This window comes from Acidovorax sp. LjRoot117, from assembly GCF_964252695.1.
Taxonomy (GTDB): Bacteria; Pseudomonadota; Gammaproteobacteria; order Burkholderiales; family Burkholderiaceae_C; genus Acidovorax.
Genome location: NZ_CAXUPO020000011.1, coordinates 110,032 through 130,638 on the forward strand (window position 1 = coordinate 110,032; position 20,607 = coordinate 130,638).

At 68.5% G+C, this 20,607-nt stretch carries 6 protein-coding genes; 2 read left to right on the plus strand and 4 right to left on the minus strand.

Annotated features, from left to right (window positions below; translation table 11 throughout):
- The first annotated feature begins 21 nt into the window (after positions 1-21).
- Positions 22-1,212 carry a 2-methylaconitate cis-trans isomerase PrpF gene (prpF, locus tag ACSQ3D_RS22400; protein ID WP_436128376.1) on the plus strand — a complete coding sequence of 397 codons (1,191 nt, stop codon included), beginning with the start codon at positions 22-24 and terminating at the stop codon, positions 1,210-1,212.
- Between the two features lie 9 nt (positions 1,213-1,221).
- On the plus strand, positions 1,222-2,085 hold the full coding sequence (locus ACSQ3D_RS22405) for an isocitrate lyase/PEP mutase family protein (RefSeq protein WP_436128377.1): 864 nt from the start codon (positions 1,222-1,224) through the stop codon (positions 2,083-2,085).
- 227 nt (positions 2,086-2,312) lie between these two features.
- On the opposite strand, the gene ACSQ3D_RS22410 is transcribed toward ACSQ3D_RS22405, so the two are convergent.
- The 4 genes from ACSQ3D_RS22410 to ACSQ3D_RS22425 all read right to left on the minus strand — a co-directional run bounded on the left by ACSQ3D_RS22410 (position 2,313) and on the right by ACSQ3D_RS22425 (position 20,538).
- The gene (locus ACSQ3D_RS22410; RefSeq protein ID WP_082486144.1) at positions 2,313-3,542 is read right to left on the minus strand and encodes an HlyD family type I secretion periplasmic adaptor subunit; all 1,230 of its coding nucleotides are present in this window, start codon (positions 3,540-3,542) and stop codon (positions 2,313-2,315) included.
- A 14-nt stretch (positions 3,543-3,556) separates the two neighbouring features.
- Complete coding sequence (locus tag ACSQ3D_RS22415; RefSeq protein ID WP_436128378.1) at positions 3,557-5,689, minus strand: ATP-binding cassette domain-containing protein; 2,133 nt, start codon at positions 5,687-5,689, stop codon at positions 3,557-3,559.
- A 197-nt stretch (positions 5,690-5,886) separates the two neighbouring features.
- Positions 5,887-7,188, minus strand: coding sequence for a TolC family protein (locus tag ACSQ3D_RS22420; RefSeq protein WP_436128379.1), 1,302 nt, complete (start codon positions 7,186-7,188; stop codon positions 5,887-5,889).
- Positions 7,189-7,368: 180 nt separating this feature from the next.
- Positions 7,369-20,538 (minus strand): Ig-like domain-containing protein, encoded by a 13,170-nt coding sequence (locus ACSQ3D_RS22425; RefSeq protein WP_436128380.1) that lies wholly within the window; start codon positions 20,536-20,538, stop codon positions 7,369-7,371.
- Positions 20,539-20,607 lie beyond the last annotated feature (69 nt).

Genomic DNA, 20,607 nt, shown 5'->3' on the forward strand with positions numbered 1-20,607 from the left:
CAAACGTAGACCCGCCACCCCATGACACCCCCCTCACCCCAACTCAAAATCCCCGCTACCTACATGCGCGGCGGCACCAGCAAAGGCCTCTTCTTCCGCCTGGACGACCTGCCCGCCCCGGCCCGCCAGCCTGGCGCCGCCCGCGACGCCATCCTGCTGCGCGCTCTGGGCAGCCCGGACCCGTACGGCAAGCAGATCGACGGCCTGGGTAATGCCTCGTCCAGCACCAGCAAGGCCGTGATCCTGTCGCGCAGCCTGCGGCCCGGGCACGATGTGGACTACCTCTTCGGCCAGGTGTCCATCGACCAGCCGTTCGTGGACTGGAGCGGCAACTGTGGCAACCTCTCGGCCGCCGTGGGCCCCTGCGCCATCCACATGGGATTGATCGATGCAGCGCGCATCCCGAGCAACGGTGCCTGTGCCATGCGCATCTGGCAGGCCAACATCGGCAAGACCATCGTGGCGCATGTGCCGATCGCGAACGGGCAGGTGCAGGAGACCGGGGACTTCGAGCTGGACGGCGTCACCTTTGCAGCGGCCGAAATACCACTCGAATTCATGGACCCCGCCGACGGTGCGGAAGGCGCGGGATCGATGTTCCCTACCGGCAACGTGGTGGACACGCTGGAGGTCCCAGGTGTCGGCACCTTTCCCGCCACGCTGATCGACGCGGGCATTCCCACCATTTTTCTCAATGCCCACAACCTGGGCTACGCCGGCACCGAGCTGCAGGACGCGATCAACGGTGACGCCGCGGCGCTCGCACGCTTCGAAGCCATCCGCGCCCACGGCGCGCTGCGCATGGGCCTGGTCCGCGAACTGGCGGATGCCGCCACCCGCCAGCACACGCCCAAGATCGCTTTCGTGGCGCCGCCCGCGGCCTACACCGCCTCCAGCGGCAAGCGCATCGAAGCCCGGGATATCGATCTGCTGGTGCGCGCCCTCTCCATGGGCAAGCTGCACCACGCGATGATGGGGACCGCCGCGGTGGCCATCGGCACAGCCGCCGCCATCCCTGGCACGCTGGTCAACCTGGCCGCGGGTGGTGGGGCGCGCAACGCGGTGCGCTTCGGGCACCCCTCGGGCACGCTGCGCGTGGGCGCCGAGGCCACGCATCACGGTGGCCAATGGACGGTGACCAAAGCCTTGATGAGCCGCAGCGCCCGCATTCTCATGGAAGGGTGCATTCGCATCCCCGCCGACTGCTTCTGACACACCCTTATGAACACCCAACAACAACTCAAGGCCCTGGCCGAAGCCCGCCGTGGCGTCATCGTGCCCGGCGCGTTCAATGCCCTGTCCGCCCGTGTGGTGGCCGACCTGGGGTTCGAGGCGCTCTACGTCACTGGCGCGGGCGTCACCAACATGTGGTTCGGCCTGCCCGACCAGGCGTTCATGGGCCTCACCGACATCGCCGACCACACGGCACGCATCCGCGACGCGGTGGAGCTGCCGCTCATCGTCGATGCCGACACGGGCTTCGGCAACGCGCTCAACACGTACCACGCGGTGCGCACGCTGGAGCGCGCAGGTGCAGACTGCATCCAGCTGGAAGACCAGGTCTCGCCCAAGCGCTGCGGGCATTTCAACGGCAAGGAGGTGATCTCCACCGACGAGATGCTGGGCAAGATCAAGGCCGCCGTGGACGCGCGCCGCGACCCGGGCACCCTGATCATGGCGCGCACCGACGCCTGCGCCACCCAGGGTTTCGAGGCGGCGGTCGAGCGCGCGCAGCGGTTTGGCGAGGCGGGGGCCGACATCCTGTTCGTGGAAGCCGTCACCACGGCCGACGAGATCCGCGCCCTGCCCCGGCGCCTGGCCGACCGGCCCCAGCTCATGAACATGGTGATCGGCGGCAAGACGCCCATCTTCAGCGCCGACGAGCTGGCGGGCCTGGGCTACGGCCTGGTGCTGTACGCCAACGCGGCATTGCAGGGCGCAGTGGCCGGCATGCAGAAGGTGCTGACCGTGCTGCGCGACGAGCGCCGTGTGGATGAGGACCCTGCGATGGTGGCGCCGTTTGCCGAACGCCAGCGGCTGGTGTGCAAGCCGCAGTGGGATGCGCTGGAGAAAAAGTACGAGTAAAAATGGGCGCTATCGCTTGTCCAACAAGCGCAACCAGCTACACATTTGATAGCAAACCCTGCCCTGCCCCGCCGCTGCCTGCAAGCCCTCTCGCGCGGTGCCGCGGTGCCGCGGTGCCGCTGTGGCGGCGCATGCCCGCAGCCTCTTGAATGCGCCAGCGCGCCACACTAAAGGCAGCGCTCGGCCCGCCCCGGTGACGGGAGCCGCGGGAGCCGTCACCGTCACCGTCACCGCTCACCCATCGATTGCGACAACGTCTTGGTCAAGGGCTTGGTCAGGTAGCTCAACACCGTCCGCTCCATCGCCTTGATGTCGACGGAGGCCGTCATGCCCGGCCTGATCTTGACGTCGCTGCCCTTGGTGAACTCCTTGCCCCGGATGCGGATCTGCACCCGGTAGTAGGGCTCCATCTTGCCCTGGCGGTTTTCCTCCAGCGTGTCGGGGCTCACGTAGAAGACCTCGCCCTTCATGGTGCCGAAGATCGAGTAGTCGTAGGCATCGAGCTTGACGCTGGCGACCTGGCCGACCTCGACGAACGCGATGTCGGCCGTGCTGATCTTGGCCTCCACGATCAGGTCCTCACCCGTCGGCACGATTTCCATGATCACGTCGCCGGGCTTGACCACCGCGCCCACGGTGGTGAGCTGGATGCTCTTGACCTGGCCGTTCAGCGGCGCAAACAGCTCGGTGTGCTCCATCACCTGCTTGCGGTCCCGCACGGTTTCGATCTGGGTGTTCAGGTCCTCCTGGGCCTTGGTCATCTCCGCCTGGGAGTCCTGGAAATACTTGTTCCGCTTGTTGGCGATCTGCGCCTGGATCTCGGCGACCGTGCGCTTGAGCCGCAGCACGTCCGCCAGGCTCACGTCGCCGGTGGCCACGAGCTTCTGGTTCATGTCGAGCTCCTGCTTGGCCAGGTCCATGGCGCCGCGCAGCGAGGCCACGTCCTCGTCGATGGCCTGCTTGCGCCGCTCGTACAGGGCGCGCTGGTTGCGCACATATTCGGGATAGGCCAGCAGTTCCGCGTCGAACTTCAGGGGCTCGCCATACACCTCGGCGCGCAGGCGCACCAGCGCGGACCGCAGGGCGGCGACCTTGGACTGCGCGTCGTCCACCGCGGCTTCGGCCCGGGCCTTTTCCAGCGTCACCAGCAACTGGCCTGCCTTCACGTCATCGCCCTCGCGCACGTGCAGGCGGCTCACCACCCCCTGGTCCACGGCCTGGATGACCTGCGTGCGGGCACTGGCGATCACCTGCGCCTGTGCGCGCGTGACCTGGTCGATCTTGGAAAACGCGGCCCATGTGACCAGGGCGACGATGCCCACCATGGCCACGCGCAGCGTCCAGCGGGAGCGGCGCTGCGGCGCGAGCAGGTCGGCGATGTCTGCATCGGCGCTGGCATGGGCAGCGTGGCGGTGCGGCTGCACCGCCAGGCCGCGGGCGGTTGCTTCAGAGTCCATCCTGGGTTCGATCCTCATGCGGTCACTGTCTCCACGCCGGGTGCTACTGCATCGTGCCGCTGCACCGGTACGGGCTCTGAGGCTTTCTTCAAGCGCATCAGCACGGCATCACGCGGTCCATCCATCACCACCTTGTGGCCGGACACGACCACGATGCGGTCCACCAGCGGCAGCACGCTGGGCTTGTGGGTCACGACCACCAGCGTCTTGTCCGGGCCCACTTCCTCGGCCAGCACCGACAGGCAGCGCTTTTCCTGCGCCGAATCCATGTTGGCCGTGGGTTCGTCGAGCAGCAGCACCGCCGGGCGTGTCAGCAGCAGGCGGGTGAAGGCCACCAGCTGCCGCTGGCCGCCCGACAGCCCTTTGCCGCCTTCGTGGATGGGCAAGTCCAGCCCACGGGGGTGGCCCGCCACCAGCTGGATCAAGCCCGAGCGCTGCAAGGCCGCCTGCATGGCGTCGTCGCCCGGATCGGGCATGCCGATGAGCAGGTTCTCGCGCAAGGTGCCCTGGAAAAGGCGGTGCTCCTGCTGCAGGTAGCCGATGTGCTGGCTGATGACCTGCTGGCTCACCTGGGCCATGTCCAGGCTGTCGATCAGCACCCGTCCCGCGGTGGGCCGGTACAGCCCCGCCAGCAGCTTGAGCAGCGAGGACTTGCCGGAGCCGATGGGCCCGATCACCGCGACTTTCTCGCCGGGCTGGATCGTCAGGCTCTGGATGGAGACGGCCGGGCCGGCATTCTGGCCGTAGGCGAACGCCACCTCCTGCAGCACATAGTGGCCGTGCAGCTTGTGGGGCAGCAAGGGGCGCGGCACGCCGTGGTTGTCGGCCTGCAGCGCATAGAGCTTCTCGAGCGAGCGCGTCGCTGCCTGCGCGTGGGCGTGCTGCACGATCAGGCCCGGCAGCGCCACCAGCGGCGCCATGATGCGGCCACCAATGATGGAGCAGGCGATCAGGGCGCCCATCGTCATGCCCCCATTGATGATGACCCAGGAGCCGAGCATCACGATGCCCACATAGCTGAACTGCTGCAGCATGGCCGCCAAGTACCCCGCGCCCTCGCTCACATGGCGCATGTCCAGGTCCTGCCGGATGGTGTCGCTGTTCACCCCGATCCAGCGCGAGAGGAACTTCCAGCCACCGACGCCCGCCTTGATGGTCTCGGCGCCCTCCACCACCTCGACCAGCAGGCCGGTCTTGCGGCTGGCGGCCGACAGCCCCTGCTGGGCCAAGGCGTTCACCCGCCGGTGCCGGCTCACGCCGACCAACAAGGCCAGCAGTCCGCAGACCAGGGGCACCAGGGCCACCAGCGGGTGCCCGATCACCATCAGCACCGCCAGGAACAGCAGCGCCATCGGAAAGTCCACCAGCGCGAACAGCGTGCTGCCGGTGTAGAACCCCCGCACCTGCTCGTACCCGCGGATCTGCCCTGCCAGGCTGCCGACCGACCCAGGCAACTGGTCGACGCGGATGCTGAGCAGGCGCTGGAAGATGTCCCGCGACAACCGGCTGTCCAGGCCCGCCGTGAGCGAATCCATGACCCGGGAGCGCGCGAACTTCATGGCCGTCTCCAGCAGGATGGCCAGCAGCACGCCCAGGCCCAGGATGATCAGGGTGTACTCGCTGCGCGTGGGGATCACCCGGTCGTAGACCTGCATCGAGAACAGCGAGATCGCCAGCGCCAGCAGGCCCATGAACACCGACGCGAGGGCGGCCTCGACCAGCACGCCCCGGTACTGGCGCAGCGCATGCTGGAGCACCGCCTCGAAGGTGTCGGACTGCGCGGCAGCGCCCCGCTGGCGCATCGCCACCATGGCGGTCTGGCTCAGCGCGGCCTCGTCCACCGGGCGGGTGCCGTGCGCAAACTCCACCACCCACCGCTGCTGCGGGTCGCGGTCCACGACCACGCCCCAGCCATCGCTGCGCGTCTGGCACAGCAGCGGCAGCATCACGCGGTCGGGGTGGTCCATCGCCACGGGTGCCGACAGGTCGAGACTGGCGCACACCGCCGCCACGTCCGGCGCCGAACCCAGGCGCGCCGGGCGCTCCACGGCGGAGCGCAGGCGCATCACATTGATGCTCACGCCCTGCAGTTGGGCCAGCCGCTCCAGCGCCCACGCCAGGGAATCCTGGGTCTTGTTGTTATTCATGGCAGAGGCACCAAGCCGGACACGGCCTCACACGCATCGCGCGCGCAGCCAGGGGGTTGACAAGCGGCCACACAGGTTGGCGAAGAAGACGCAGCAGCGACGGGTGCGCGGGTGCCGTCGCACTTGAAGGGCCAGATTGGCCCAGAGCGTCTGCAGGGCCCGCGGGGCCCGCCGGACCCGCGATGACGATGGCGATATCACGGGGCATTGCGCTGCCAATCCATGTCGCCACGCACCACCTGCAGCCGATAGGACGCCGCCAGCAGCGCCGCACGCGCATCGACCAGCGCCAGGCGGTTGTCGCCGCCCTCCCGCACGGTGTTGAGGACTTCCTGCCAACTGCGCTTGCCCGCGACGAACAGCTTTTCGTTGGAGCCGAGCACCGCCGCAGACGACTCCACCGCCGTGGCCAGGGCCTCGGCACGCATCTGGGCGCTGGCCATGTTCTCCAGATCGGTGCGCATCTGCTCGTTGAGCTCGCGCTGCACTGTCTCTGCCGCGAAGGCCTGCCCCTGGGCGCGTTCCGACGCTGCCCGGCTCAACGCGAGCGAGGACAAGCCCGCGCCCGGCTGGTAGCGCACGCCCACGAAAACGCTGCGCTCACCCGGCACCGCTGCGCCACCGGCCCGGTACTGGGCCCTGAGGTACACCTCGGGGCCGAGCCCGGCGCGCTGAATATCCGCCTGGTACTGCACCACCCGCGCCCGCTCCCGGGCCTTGCGCACAGAGGGGTGCACGTCGATGGCGTCGTCGATCTGCAAGCCCAGCGCCTGCCGGGTGTCGGAGGCAGCCAGCGCGAGCGCCGCCAGGGGCTGCTCGGCATCCCACTCGGTGTCGCTCTCGGGCTCGCGCCCCACCAGCTGGCGCAGGCGGTTGCGGGACAGCGTGCGCGCCGTGCGCGTCTGCTGCAGGTCCACCCGCGCCTGGAAGGTGCGCCATTCGAGCAGTGTGAACTCGATCTGTGGCGACACCTGGGCTTCCACCCGTCGGCGTATCAGCGCCTTGTACCGGTCGAGCTGCTCGATGGTGCGGGTGGTCTCCCGAATGCGCTCATCCGCCTGCACCATGGCGACCCAGGAGTCGACGACCTTGGAGGCAAGCTGGTACTGCACCTCCTTCTTCTGGGCCGCCTGCAGAGCCTCTTGCGCCCGGGCCATGTCCCGCTGCGCATCCAGGCGCCCGCCCGTCCACAGCGGCTGCTCCAGGCTGAGCTGGGTGGACAGCCGCGGGGTGTTGGACGACGTCTGGGCGGCCAGCGTGGGGAAACGCTGCCAATCCGCTGCCGACACATCCTCCTTGGCGGCCCGCACGAAGGCGGACTCCATCCGCACCGATGGATGCGACTCCACCGTCTGCCGGATCAGGTTCATCAACACCGGGGAGACGGTGGGCTGCGCGAGCGCCGCCCCGCCCACCTGAAGGCACAGGACCAGGCCCACGCCCCTGCATCCGCGCAGCGCGGCCGCGGCCACGGCCACCAAGGCACTACTCTTTTTCAATCCGCACTCACTTGCTTGCTTGCTTGCTTACTGGCTCAATTGCTCACTGGCATGCCTGCATGCTGGCCTGCCGCGCCCGTCCGCGCCCGTCCGCGCCCACAGCAGGGTTGGCGGGCATTCGATGCACAGAGGAGAAACAGCCACGGGCCTCATGGCCCGTGGCTTCGGTCGCACCCAGCGTCAGAGGACCGGGTGCAGCGTGGCGTGCTGGTCGACCAGCAGTTGCGCCAACGTGCCGTTCCACGCCTCATGGGTGGGGTTGTCCACAGAGGCCGTCGCACCCCCGCTCTTCGCGCCAGCGTCATCCAGTCGCCCTGCATCGTGGCCGTCCACCGTCACCAGCAGCGGCTTGAGGGCATAGGCATTGACCTCCGAAGGTGTGACCGCCGTCGCGCTGGCCGCCGCCCCGCCCTTGCTCGCATCCGCGCCCTGGGTGCCCATGGCGTTGTGCAGCAGGGAGTCCAGCGTTTCGTGGGCGAACATCGCATCCGCGACCAACATGGACGAACCGTCCGCCATCGTGGCGGAGGTGCGGCCCAGCTCGATCACACCGTCGCTGTGCCGCACCTGGCCATCGCTGGTCAGGCCGATGGAGGTGATGCCCCAGTCGGCCAGCGACCGGACCTCGCCCGCATCGCTCACGCCGTTCTGGTTGGCGTCGCGCCACACCGCAAACTGCGAGAACTGCCGGTCGTGGGCATCGAACACGCCGTCCTGGTTGGTGTCAAAGCCCACCGCCAGCCCCTGCAGGTCGGTGCTGCCGCCGTACTGGGTGAAGGCGTACTGGCTGCTGTCGTGCACCAGGCCGTCGCCATGCTTGTCCCACACCAGCACGCCATCATGGGCGCCCGTCCAGGTGGTGCGCTCGGCCACGCCGTCGCCGGTCACGTCCATCACCACATGGCCGTATTCGATGCGGCCATCGTGGTTAAGGTCCAGCACCACGGGCGGCGTGAAGTTGATGGGCTTGGTCACGCTGTTGCCAGCCTTGTCGACCACGGTCGCGTACAGCGGCTTGGTGCTGTCCTGCACATCGCTCGTCGTGATCTGCCACTGTCCTTGCGCATCGGTCACCGTCGTACCCAGGACCGTGCCGGCACCGTCCTTCAGCGTCACCGTACTGTTCAGTTCCGCCGTGCCATTGACCACTGTCGTGGCTGGCATGTCGATGATGGCCTGATAGACAGCGGCACCGCTGCCGTCCCTGGCATCGTCAGCCTCGGTGTTCCAGGACACCACCACCTTGCCACCGACCAACGCGGTGACGTGCAGCGGTGGCTGCTCTCCGGCGTCGCTGAGTTCCGCCCGGTAGTTGCTCACCAGTATTTCGCTACCGACCTTCGCGCCCTGGGCATCGAAATACTGACCGCGGATCACGGAATTTCCGGGGTCAGCCCAGGAATCGTCATACCAGGCAGCAAAGAATCCGCCGGTGTCCAGTCCCACCACGGTCGGTGGGGACTGGTTACCTGCCGTGGTCGTATTGATCATGGTTTGGGCACTCACCGTCACCGCACCAGCGTTGTTGCTCACCACCACCATCGCTGCCTCGTTGGTATCCGTGGGGCCGGTGTTGTTGGTACTGTCTTCGGTTTGCCAGCCCACAGCGACCTTGCCACCTTTGAGCGCGGTGGCCGTCAGGAAGGGCATGTCGACCTGGGTGTTTTCATTGACCACCCAGGTACCCAGGGCCACTTCACCACCCACCTTGCTGCCACTGGCATTGAAGTACTGGCCGCTGATCTGGCCTTGGCCGCCTTTGACGCTGCTGTCGTCGTTGAACCAGGCGAGGAAGTAACCGCCATCGCTGGTCGCCACCATCACCGGCGCGCCCTGGTTGCCTGCTGTCGTGGTGTTGGCCACGGATTGCGGGCCCACCGTGCCCGAGCTGGACACCACGACCTGGGCTACTTCGGTCGATCCCGTGTTGGGGCCTGCTGTGCCGCCTTCGGCCGTCCATGCCACAGCGATGCTGCCATTGCTGAGTGTCACGGCGCTCAGCGGTGGCTGACCCACAGCCCAGGAATCACCATTGACCTGCCAGCTACCCAGTTGGAGCTCCCCACCGGTCTTGCTTCCATTGGCGTCAAAGAACTGCCCACGCACTACGCCTTGAGGGTCCGCGTCGTCCGCGTTGTACCAGGCCATGAAGAATCCGCCGTCCTTGGTAGCCACCATGGCCGGGCCGGACTGGTTTCCAGCCAGTGTCGTGTTCGCCAACGTAGGCGCACCTGCCGAAGCCGTGCTGCCTGTCAGGGTGGCCGTTGCATAGGCCACTTCGCTGGTGGCGTTGGAGCCGCCGCCACCCACACCGCCGTTGGAGTCCTCGGTCTGCCACGACAGTACCACCTTGCCATTGTCCAGCGCCACGGCGCTCAGCATCGGCATGTTGGCATAGCCATTGCCGTTGACCTGCCAGTTGCCGCCACCAAAAGTCAGCTCATTGCCGATCTTGATGCCATTGGCGGTGTAGTACTGCCCGTGCACTGCGCCTGCAGGGTCGTTCAGTGCGTTGTCGTACCAGGCTGTGAAATAGCCGCCGTTGTTGGTCTTCACCGTGACAGGACCGGACTGATCGCCCGCCGTGGTGGTGTTGACCTGCTGCCCAGTCAGCACAAAGGACGGCGTGGTACCAACGAAGACGTTCTGCGCCGTTGTCTGGCTGGGCGCAGCGGTGCTCGTGTCCAGAGTGAATGACACCGAGTTGCTGCCGCTCACATTGCCCGCTGCATCGATCTGGCGAACACTGATCGTGTTGGCCCCCTCCACCGCGGTGGGTTTGCTCGCGCTCCAGTTGGTACCGTCCTGGCTGTACTGGACGACCGCGCCTTGCTCCACGCCGCCTGCTGTGTAGCTTCCGTTCCTGGTGTAGGCGTCGCTCGACGAACCCGTCTGAGTGCCTGCAGTGTCCTGGTCCAAGGCAATCGTGGGCGCCGCCGGTGGCGTGGTGTCCACCTTGAGCACCAAGGGGCCGCTCTGGGCACTGTCCGTGCCCGCGCTGTTGGCGGACGTGTAGGTCAGGTTGTAGGTCCCGTCGGCCAGCGCGACGTTGGGCGTGAGTGTGCCCGTCGCCGCGTTGTAGGTCGCGGCCACCGCCGTGCCATTCACGTACAGCTTGGGGTTGGTCAGGCCGGTGCCGATGTTGATGCCGGGAGTGGTGTCGTTGGTGGCCGGTGACGTGCTGTTGGCATTGGTGACCGGCGCGGAATTGTCGTCGTAGCTCGTCGGCGCTGCTCCGGCCACTGGGGCACCGGTGTCCACCGTGATGCTCAGTGCCGGGCTCTTGCCGCTTTCGTTGCCCGCCGCATCGGTCAGCGTGTAGCTGAAGGTGTGTGCGCCGTCCGCCAGCCCGGCCGTGGGCGTGAGCGTGCCGGTGGCCGGATCGTAGGCTGCGGCCACCGCCACGCCATCGACATACAGCTTGGGGGTGTCCGTCAGGTTCTGGCCCACCAGGATGCCGGGGCGGGTGTCGTCCGTGGTCGGCGCCGTGCTGTTGGCGCTCTGCACCGCGCCGACATCGTCCTTGTAGCCCACAGGTGCGGACGCGGGCGTGGCCGGTGCCGCCGTGTCGACCCGGACCGTGTACGCCGCACTGGGCGTGCTTTCGTTGCCCTGCGGGTCGGTGGCAGTCACCGTCAGCGGGTGGCTGCCTTCGGTCAGCGGTGCCGTGGGCGTGAAGCTCCAGCTGCCGTTGGCCTGCACGGTAGTGGTGCCCAGCAGCGAGCCGTTGTCGTAGACCTTGATGGTGTCGCCGGCCGTTCCGCCCAAGCCCGACAGCGTGGGCGTGGTGTCGTCGGTGCTGGCACCGTTGGCCACCGGGCCCTGCACCGTGCCCACGTCGTCCGAGACGCTGGCGATGGACGGCACCGCTGGAGCCGTGGTGTCAATGGTCAAGCCAAAGGTCGTGCTGCCGGTCGTGCCCGCGGCGTTGCGCGCCTCCACGGTGTAGTTATGGGGGCCTTGCGCCTGCGCCGGCAGGGTGAAGTTCCACGCACCGTTGGCGTCGGCCGTGGCCGTACCGAGGGTGGTCGCTCCTTCCTTGATGGTGATGGTCGCATTGGCCGCCGCCGTGCCCACCAGCGTGGGCGTGGTGTCGTCGGTGCTCGCGCCGTTGGCCAGGTCGCCCTGCTTGCTGCCGGCGTTGTCCGTGGCCTTGCCCACCGACACGGTGACGTTGCTCGTGTCCACCGTGAAGTTCAGCGGGTCGCTCGTGGCGCTGGTGTTGCCCGCCGCATCGGTCGCCGTGGCGGTGATGGCGTGCGCGCCGCTGGCCAACTGCGTGGTGGGGGTGAAGCTCCAGCTGCCGTTGCTTTGCACGGCGGCGCTGCCCAGCAGCGTGCCGTTGTTGTAGACCTTGACGGTGTCCCCTGGCGTGCCCGAGCCGCTGAAGGTCGGGGTGGCGTCGTCGGTTGTGCTGCCGTTGGCGACGGTGCCTTGCACGGCGCCCTGGTCGTCCGTGGCTGTGGGCGCGCCCGGCTTGGCCGGACCAGTGGTATCCAGCACGATGGCATAGGCACCCGTCTCGGCACTGGACTGGCCCGCGCCGTCGATGGCCTTGGCCGTCAGCAGCTTGGTGCCGTCGCCGGCCAGGGCATTGCTCGTCACCGTCCAGGTGCCATTGGCCGCCACGGTGGTGGAGCCTACTTCCTGGCCATCCGCATACAGCTTGATGGTGGTGCCGGCCGTGCCCGTACCGCTGACGGTCGGCGTGGTGTCGTCCGTCGTTTCGCCCTTGGCGATCGGTCCCGTCACGCTGCCTGCGTTGTCGCTCACGCCGGTGATGGCCGGCTGAGCTGGCGCGTCGCCCAGCAGCTTGAAGTTCCAGCCTGCACTGGAGGGGCCTTCGTTGCCCGCAGCGTCCACGGGACGCGCGGTCAGGTTGTGGTCACCGCTGGCCAGCGGGGTGGCGGGCTCGAAGCTCCATGCGCCGTTGGTCACCACGGCGCTGCCCAGCAGCGTGGAGCCGTCGTAGACGTTGACCTTGGCCACGTCCGCACCCACACCCGTGCCCTTGAAGGTGGGGCGCGCGTCGTCCGTCATGCTGCCACGGGCGATCTCGCCCTTGACCGCGCCCACGTCGTCCAGCAGCGTGAGCGTGCCTTCGCTGCCGGCGGCCGGGCCGCTCGTGTCCACCGTGATGTTCAGCACCGGGCTCTTGGCGCTTTCGTTGCCGGCTGCATCGGTCAGCGTGTAGCTGAAGGTGTGTGCGCCGTCCGCCAGCCCTGCTGACGGTGTGAGCGTACCCGTGGTCGGGTCGTAGGTGGCGGCCACCTGCACGCCGTCCACGTACAGCTTGGGCGTCTCCGTGAGGTTGGCGCCGACTTGGATGCCCGGGCGGGTGTCGTCCGAGGTCGGTGCCGTGCTGTTGGCGCTTTGCAGTGCGCCCACGTCGTCCTTGTAGGCCGCGGGTGCGGCCGGCGCGGCCGGTGCGGTCGTGTCGACCCGGACCGTGTAGGCGGCGCTCGGGGTGCTTTCATTGCCCTGCGGGTCGGTGGCGGTCACTGTCAGCGGGTGGCTGCCTTCGGTCAGCGGTGCGGTGGGCGTGAAGCTCCAGCTGCCGTTGGACTGCACCGTGGTGGTGCCCAGCAGTGCGCCGTTGTCGTAGACCTTGATGATGTCTCCCGCCGTGGCTGCCGTGCCGGTGAGCGTCGGCGTGGTGTCGTCCGTGCTGGCGCCGCTCGCCACCGGGCCCTGCACCGTGCCCACGTCGTCCGTGACGCCGCCGATGGACGGCACCGTGGGGGGTGTGGTGTCGATCGTCAAGCCGAAGGTGGTACTGCCGGTGGTGCCCGCCGCATTGCGCGCCTCCACGGTGTAGTTGTGCGGGCCTTGCGCCTGCTGCGGCAGCGTGAACGACCATGCCCCGCTGCCGTCCGCGGTGGCGGTACCCAGCGTGGTCCCGCCTTCCTTGACGGTGATCGTGGCGCCGGCCGCCGCGGTGCCCACCAGCGTGGGCGTGGTGTCGTCGGTGCTCGCGCCGTTGGCCAGATCACCCTGCTTGGTACCTGCGTTGTCCGTGGCCTTGCCGACCGAAACGTTCACATTGCCAGTGTCCACCGTGAAGTTCAGCGGGTCGCTGGCCGCACTGGTGTTGCCCGCCGCATCGGTGGCGGTGGTGGTGATGGCGTGCGTGCCGCTGGCCAGTTGCGATGTGGGCGTGAAGCTCCAGCTGCCGTTGGCCTGCACCGATGCACTGCCCAGCAGGATGCCGTTGTCGAACACCTTGACGGTATCGCCGGGGGTGCCCGATCCGCTCAGCGTGGGGGTGGCGTCGTCGGTGGTACCGCCGCTGGCCACGGGGCCCTGGACAGCGCCCTGGTCGTCGTTGGCCGTGGGCACGCCCGGCTTGGCCGGTGCCGTGGTGTCCAGCACGATCGCGTAGGCACCGGTTTCGGTGCTCGACTGGCCTGCGCCGTCGAAGGCCTTGGCCGTCAGCAGCTTGGTGCCGTCGCCTGCCAGCGCGCTGCTCGTCACCTGCCAGGTGCCGTCCTGCGCCACGGTGGTCGAACCCACCTGCACACCGTCGGCATAGAGCCTGACGGTGGTGCCGGCGGCGCCCGTTCCGCTGACGGTGGGCGTGGTGTCGTCGGTGGCAGCGCCCTTGGCGACATTGCCTTGCACGCCGCCCGCGTTGTCGCTCACGCCGGTGATGGCGGGCTCCCGCGGGGCGTCGCCCAGCAGCTTGAAGTTCCACGCGGTGCTGGCGGGGCCTTCGTTGCCTGCAGCGTCGACAGGGCGCGCCGTGAAGTTGTGGTCGCCACTGGCCAGGGGGGTGGAAGGCTCGAAGCTCCAGCTGCGGTTGGTCACCACCGCGCTGCCCAGCAACGTGGCGCCGTCGTAGATGTTGACCTTCGCCACGTCGGCGCCGGCGTTCATGCCCTTGAAGGTGGGCTTCGCGTCGTCGGTCATGCTGCCCGGGGTGATCTCGCCCTTGACGGCGCCCACGTCGTCCAGCAGGGTCAAGGTGCCTTCGCTGCCTGCGGTCGGTGCACTGGTGTCGACCGTCAGGTTCAGCGCCGGGCTCTTGCCGCTCTCGTTGCCCGCCGCGTCGGTCAGCGTGTAGCTGACGGTGTGCGCACCTTCGGCCAGCGCTGTGCTGGGGGTGAGAGTGCCCGTGGCGGGGTCGTAGGCCGCGGCCACCTGCACGCCGTCCACGTACAGCCTGGGCGTGTCGGTGAGGTTCTGGCCCACCAGGATGCCCGGGCGGGTGTCGTCGGTGGCGGGCGCCGTGCTGTTGGCACTTTGCACTGCTCCCACGTCGTCCTTGTAGCCAGCGGGTGCGGCCGCCGGGGTGGTCGGAGCCGCCGTATCCACCCGGACCGTGTAGGCCGCGCTCGGCGTGCTTTCGTTGCCCTGCGGGTCGGTCGCAGTCACCGTCAGCGGGTGGCTGCCGTCGGTCAAGGGTGTCTGCGGCGTGAAGCTCCAGCCGCCACCCGGCCTGACTTGTGTGCTGCCCAGCAGCACGCCATTGTCATAGACCTTGATGGTGTCGCCCGCCGTGGCACCGGTACCCGACAGCGTGGGCGTGGTGTCGTCGGTGCTGGCGCCGTTGGCGACCGGACCTTGCACCGTGCCCACGTCGTCCGCAACGTCCCCGATGGACGCCACCGCGGGCGCCGTGGTGTCGATCGTCAAGCCGAAGCTGGTGCTGCCGGTGGTGCCAGCGGCGTTGCGCGCCTCGACGGTGTAGTTGTGCAAACCCTGCGCCTGTGTGGGCAGGGTAAAGCTCCAGGCTCCGTTCGCGTCGGCCGTGGCGGTACCCAGCGTGGTGGCGCCTTCCTTGACGGTGATTGTGGCGTTGGCCGCAGCGGTGCCCACCAGGGTGGGCGTGGTGTCGTCGGTGCTGGCGCCGTTGGCCAGGTCGCCCTGCTTGCTGCCCGCGTTGTCCGTGGCCTTGCCGACCGACACGCTCACGTTGCTGGTGTCCACGGTGAAATTCAGCGGGTCGCTGGTGGCGCTGGTGTTGCCTGCCGCGTCGGTCGCCGTGGTGGTGATGGCATGCGCACCGCCGCCCAGCGGAGCCGTGGGGGTGAAGCTCCAACTGCCGTTGGGCTGCACCTGCGCAGTGCCCAGCAAGGTGGCGCCGCTGCCGTTGTTGTCGTAGACCTTGACCGTGTCGCCCGGCGTGCCGGAGCCGCTCAGCGTCGGGTAGGCGTCGTCGGTGGTGCCGCCGTTGGTGACCGGCCCCTGCACGGAGCCCTGGTCATCCGTCGCCACCGCCACGCCCGGCTTGGCGGGTGCCGTGGTGTCCAGCACGATCGTGTAGGTGCCGGTCTCCGGGCTGGCCTGGCCCGCGCCGTCGATGGCCTTGGCCGTCAGCTGCTTGGCGCCGTCGCCTGCGAGCGCAGTGCTCGTGACCCGCCAGGTGCCGTCCTGCGCCACCGTGGTCGAGCCGACTTCCACGCCGTCTGCGTACAGCTTGACGGTGGTGCCCGCCGTGCCCGTGCCGCTGACCGTGGGGGTGGTGTCATCGGTCGTCGCCCCCTTGGCGATGCTGCCGGTGGCGCTGCCCGCGTCGTCGCTCACCCCCGTGATCGCTGGCGCTGCCGGCGCGTCGCCCAGCAGCCTGAAGTTCCACCCGGCGCTGGCCGGGCCCTCGTTGCCGGCCGCGTCCACCGGGCGGGCGGTCAGGGTGTGGTCGCCGCTGGCCAGCGGTGTCGCCGGCTCGAAGATCCAGTTGCCGTTGCTGACCACGGCACTGCCCAGCAGGGTGCTGCCGTCGTACACGTTGACCTTGGCCACATCGGCACCGGCGCCCGTGCCCTTGAAGGTGGGGCGTGCGTCGTCGGTGACGCTGCCGCGCGTGATTTCGCCCCGGACCGCGCCCACGTCGTCGAGGAGGGTCAGGGTGCCTTCGCTGCCCACCGCAGGAGCACTGGTGTCCACCGTGAGGCTCAGCGCGGGGCTCTTGCCGCTTTCGTTGCCGGCTGCATCGGTCAGCGTGTAGCTGAAGGTGTGCGCGCCGTCCGCCAGTGCGGTGCTGGGCGTGAGGGTGCCTGTCGCGGGGTCGTACGCGGCCGCCACGGCCACGCCGTCCACGTACAGCTTGGGCGTATCGGTGAGGTTCTGGCCCACCAGGATGCCGGGGCGCGTGTCATCCGTGGCGGGCGCCGTGCTGTTGGCGCTTTGCACCGCGCCCACATCGTCCTTGTAGCCTGCGGGTGCGGCCGTGGGGGTTGTCGGAGCCGCCGTGTCCACCTTCAGCGTGTAGGCTGCGCTCGGCGTGCTTTCGTTGCCCTGGGAGTCGGTGGCAGTCACCGTCAGCGGGTGGCTGCCGTCGGTCAGCGGCGTGAGCGGCGTGAAGCTCCAGCTGCCGTTGGCCTGCACGGTGGTGGTGCCCAGCAGCGAGCCGTTGTCGTAGACCTTGATGGTGTCGCCGGCCGTTCCGCCCGAGCCCGACAGCGTGGGCGTGGTGTCGTCGGTGCTGGCACCGTTGGCCACCGGGCCCTGCACCGTGCCCACGTCGTCCGTGGCACCACCGATGGCTGGTGCCGAAGGGGGCGTGGTGTCGACCGCGAGCGCGAAGCTGGTGCTGCCGGTGGTGCCCGCCGCGTTGCGTGCCTCGATGGTGTAGTTGTGCTGGCCCTGCGTCTGCACTGGCAGCGTGAAGCTCCATGCACCGCTGGCGTCGGCGGTGGCCGTGCCCAGCGTGGCACCGCCTTCCTTGACGGTGACGGTGGCGCCGGCCGCTGCGGTACCCACCAGCGTGGGGGTGGTGTCGTCCGTGCTGGCGCCGTTGGCCAGATCGCCCCGCTTGCTGCCCGCATCGTCAACCGCCTTGCCCACCGATACGGTGACGTTGCTGGTGTCGACCGTGAAGTTCAGCGGGTCGCTGGCCGTGCCGGTATTGCCTGCCGCGTCGGTGGCCGTGGTGGTGATGGCGTGTGCGCCACTGCCCAGTGGCGCCGTCGGCGTGAAGCTCCAGCTGCCGTTGCCCTGCACGGCGGCGCTGCCCAGCAGCGTGCCGTTGTCGTAGATCTTGACGGTATCGCCCGGCGTGCCGGAGCCACTGAGCGTCGGGGTGGCGTCGTCGGTGGTGCTGCCACTCGTCACGGGGCCCTGCACCGCTCCCTGGTCATCGGTCGCCGCGGCCACGCCCGGCTTGGCGGGCGCCGTGGTGTCGAGCACGATGGGGTAGGCACCGGTCTCGGCGCTGGACTGGCCCGCACCGTCGATGGCCTTGGCCGTGAGCAGCTTGGTGCCGTCGCCGGACAGGGTGTTGCTGGTCACCCTCCAGGTGCCGTCCTGCGCCACCGTGGTCGAGCCCACTTCCACGCCGTCTGCGTACAGCTTGACGGTGGTTCCGGCCGTGCCGGTCCCGCTGACCGTGGGGGTCGCGTCGTCGGTCGTCGCGCCCTTGGCGATATTGCCCTGCACACCGCCCGCGTTGTCGCCCACGCCGGTGATGGCCGGCTGCGCCGGTGCATCGCCCAGCAGTTTGAAGTTCCACCCGGCGCTCGCCGGGCCTTCGTTGCCCGCAGCGTCCACGGGTCGCGCAGTCAGGGTGTGGTCTCCACTGGCCAGCGGGGTTGCGGGCTCGAACGCCCAGCTGCCGTTGCTCACCGTGGCGCTGCCCAGCAGCGTGGCGCCGTCATATACGTTCACCTTGGCCACGTCGGCACCGGCCCCCATGCCCTTGAAGGTGGGGCGTGCGTCGTCGGTCATGCTGCCGCGGGCGATCTCGCCCTTGACGGCACCGACGTCGTCCAGCAGCGTGAGGCTCCCCTCGCTGCCTGCCCCAGGCGCGGTCGTATCCACCGTGATGTTCAGGGGGTCGCTGGCAGCACTGGTATTGCCGGCGGCATCCGTTGCCGTGCTGGTGATGGCGTGCGCGCCATTGCTCAGCGGCGCGGCTGGCGCAAAGCTCCAGGTGCCGTTGCCCTGCACCTGCGTGCTGCCGAGCAAGGTCCCGTTGTCGTACACCTTGATGGTGTCGCCGGGCGTGCCCGAGCCGCTCAACGCCGGGGTGGTGTCATCGGTCGAACCGCCGTTGGCGATGGTACCGACGACTGCGCCCTGGTCGTCGGTCGCAGCGGCCACAACTGGCTTGGCCGGGGCCGTCGTGTCCAGCACGATCGGGTAGGCGACCGCCTCGGCACTCGACTGGCCGGCGCCATCGATGGTCTTGGCCGTCAGCAGCTTGGTGCCGTCGCCGGTGAGCGCGCTGCTTGTCACTGTCCAGCTGCCATCGGCCGCCACCGTGGTGGAGCCAACTTCCTGGCCGTTGGCATACAGCTTGACGGTGGCACCTGCCGTCGCGGTGCCGGCGACCGTGGGGGTGGTGTCATCTGTCGTTGCGTTTCTGGCAAGGCTCCCCGTCATGCTGCCTGTGTTATCGGTCACGCCCGTGATGGACGGTGCCTGCGGCGTGTCCCCTTGCACCTTGAAGTTCCATCCGGTGCTGGCAGGGCCTTCGTTGCCTGCCGCGTCCACCGGGCGCGCCGTCAGGGTGTGGTCGCCGCTGCTCATCGGCACCGTGGGCTCGAAACTCCAGTTGCCATTGCTGCCCGTGGCGCTGCCGACCAGCGTGTTGCCGTCATACACATTGACCTTGACCACGTCGGCCCCTGTCCCCGTGCCCTTGAAGGTGGGTTTTGCGTCATCGGTGACTCCGCCGCGTGCAATTTCGCCCCGGACAGCGCCCACGTCGTCCGTCACCGTCAAGGTGCCTTCGCTGCCTGCCACCGGCGCACTGGTGTCGACGGTGAGGCTGAGCGCCGGGCTCTTGCCGCTTTCGTTGCCGGCCGCGTCGGTCAGCGTGTAGGTGATGCTGTGCGCACCCTCGGCCAGCGCGGTGCTGGGCGTGAGCGTGCCTGTGGCAGCATCGTAGACTGCGGTGACCTGCACGCCGTCCACATACAGTTTGGGCGCATCCGTCAGGTTCTGGCCCACCAGAACGCCTGGCCTGGTGTCGTCGGTCGCTGCAGCGGTGCTGCTGGCGCTTTGCACAGACCCCACGTCGTCCTTGTAGCCCCCAGGCGCCGCGGTCGGCGTGGCCGGGGGCGTCGTGTCCACCGTCAGCACCAGGGGGTCGCTGCGCTCGCTCAACGTGCCCGAGGCGTTGGTGGTGGCATAGGTCAGGCTGTGCCGTCCTTCGGACAACGGCGACGTTGGTGTGAGCGTGCCCGTCGCTGCGTCGTAGGTGGCGGAGACCTCGGCGCCGTCCACATACAGCTTCGGGTTGCTCAGGCCCGTGCCCACTTTCAGCCCTGGCGTGGTGTCGTTGGTGGTGGGTGCCGCGCTTTGGGTATTGATGATGGGTGCGGCATTGTCGTCGTAGCCCGTGGGCGTGGCCGGCTTGGGCACCGTGACGGTGTTGACAGAGACCGATATCGGATCGCTCTGGACGCTCTCATTGCCAGCCTCATCGCTGACGGTGTACGTGATTTTGTGCGCGCCGTCCGCCAGCGGGGTGCTGGGCGTCAGGGTGCCTGTTTCTGCATCGTAGGTTGCAGGCACCTGTACGCCATCCACGTACAGTCTGGCCCCGGCATGGCCCAGGCCGATGTTCAGCCCCGGGGTGCTGTCGTCGGTCGTTGCGGCGGTGCTGCTGGCGTTTTGCACTGTGCCGACGTTGTCGTTGTAGCCCGTGGCCGCGGCAGGCTTGGCCGGTGCCGTGGTGTCCACCACGAACTCCAGCGGGGGACTTTGCTCGCTGTAGACGCCGTCGCTGTTGGCGTAGGTGTAAGTGAGCTTGTAGGAGCCTTCAGGCAAGGGCACGTTGGGCGTGAGTGTGCCGGTGGTCGCATCGTAGGTAGCTGCGACCTCCTTGCCATTCACATACAGCTTTGGATTGATCAAGCCGGCGCCGATGTTCAACCCAGGCGTGGTGTCGTTGGTGGCCGCCGAAGTGCTGCGGGCATTGACGACGGGCGCGGAATTGTCGTTGTAGCTGGTGGGCGCGCCGGGCTTGGGGGGTACGGGTGCCGCAGCCGGAGGCGGGTTGGTATTTTGCGTGGCAATGGCCACGGTCGACAGCGCTGCCCCACCCACCAGCAGCATCGGCAGGGCGGCGAACCCCTCGCCCGCACCGGCTAGCGCAGCCGAATCGCCCAGAACCTGCACGGCGCCTTCGCCACCGTCGATCAGTCCAGCCACCCCTTGGTCGGCACCGCCGGCCTGGGGCATGTAGTCATAGACGACACCGTCCTTGCCATAGCCCACCAACCGCGAGCCATCCTGGTCATAAAAGTCCTCGATGATCAGGTCGGAACTGCCGGTGCCGTCTTCCAGGAAGTCCACTTGCAGATCAGTGCCGACCCGGCGCACCTTGACTACTTGAGGGGCTCTCTGGGTATCCGCCTGCATGAGTTCGATGGTGACGCCTCCCCGTGCGCTGATTCTGGCCACGCCTTGGCCTGGGGTCGCCACTGTTTTCGGCGCCAGTGATCTTTCGATGCTGACCCCGCCAGATGCAGA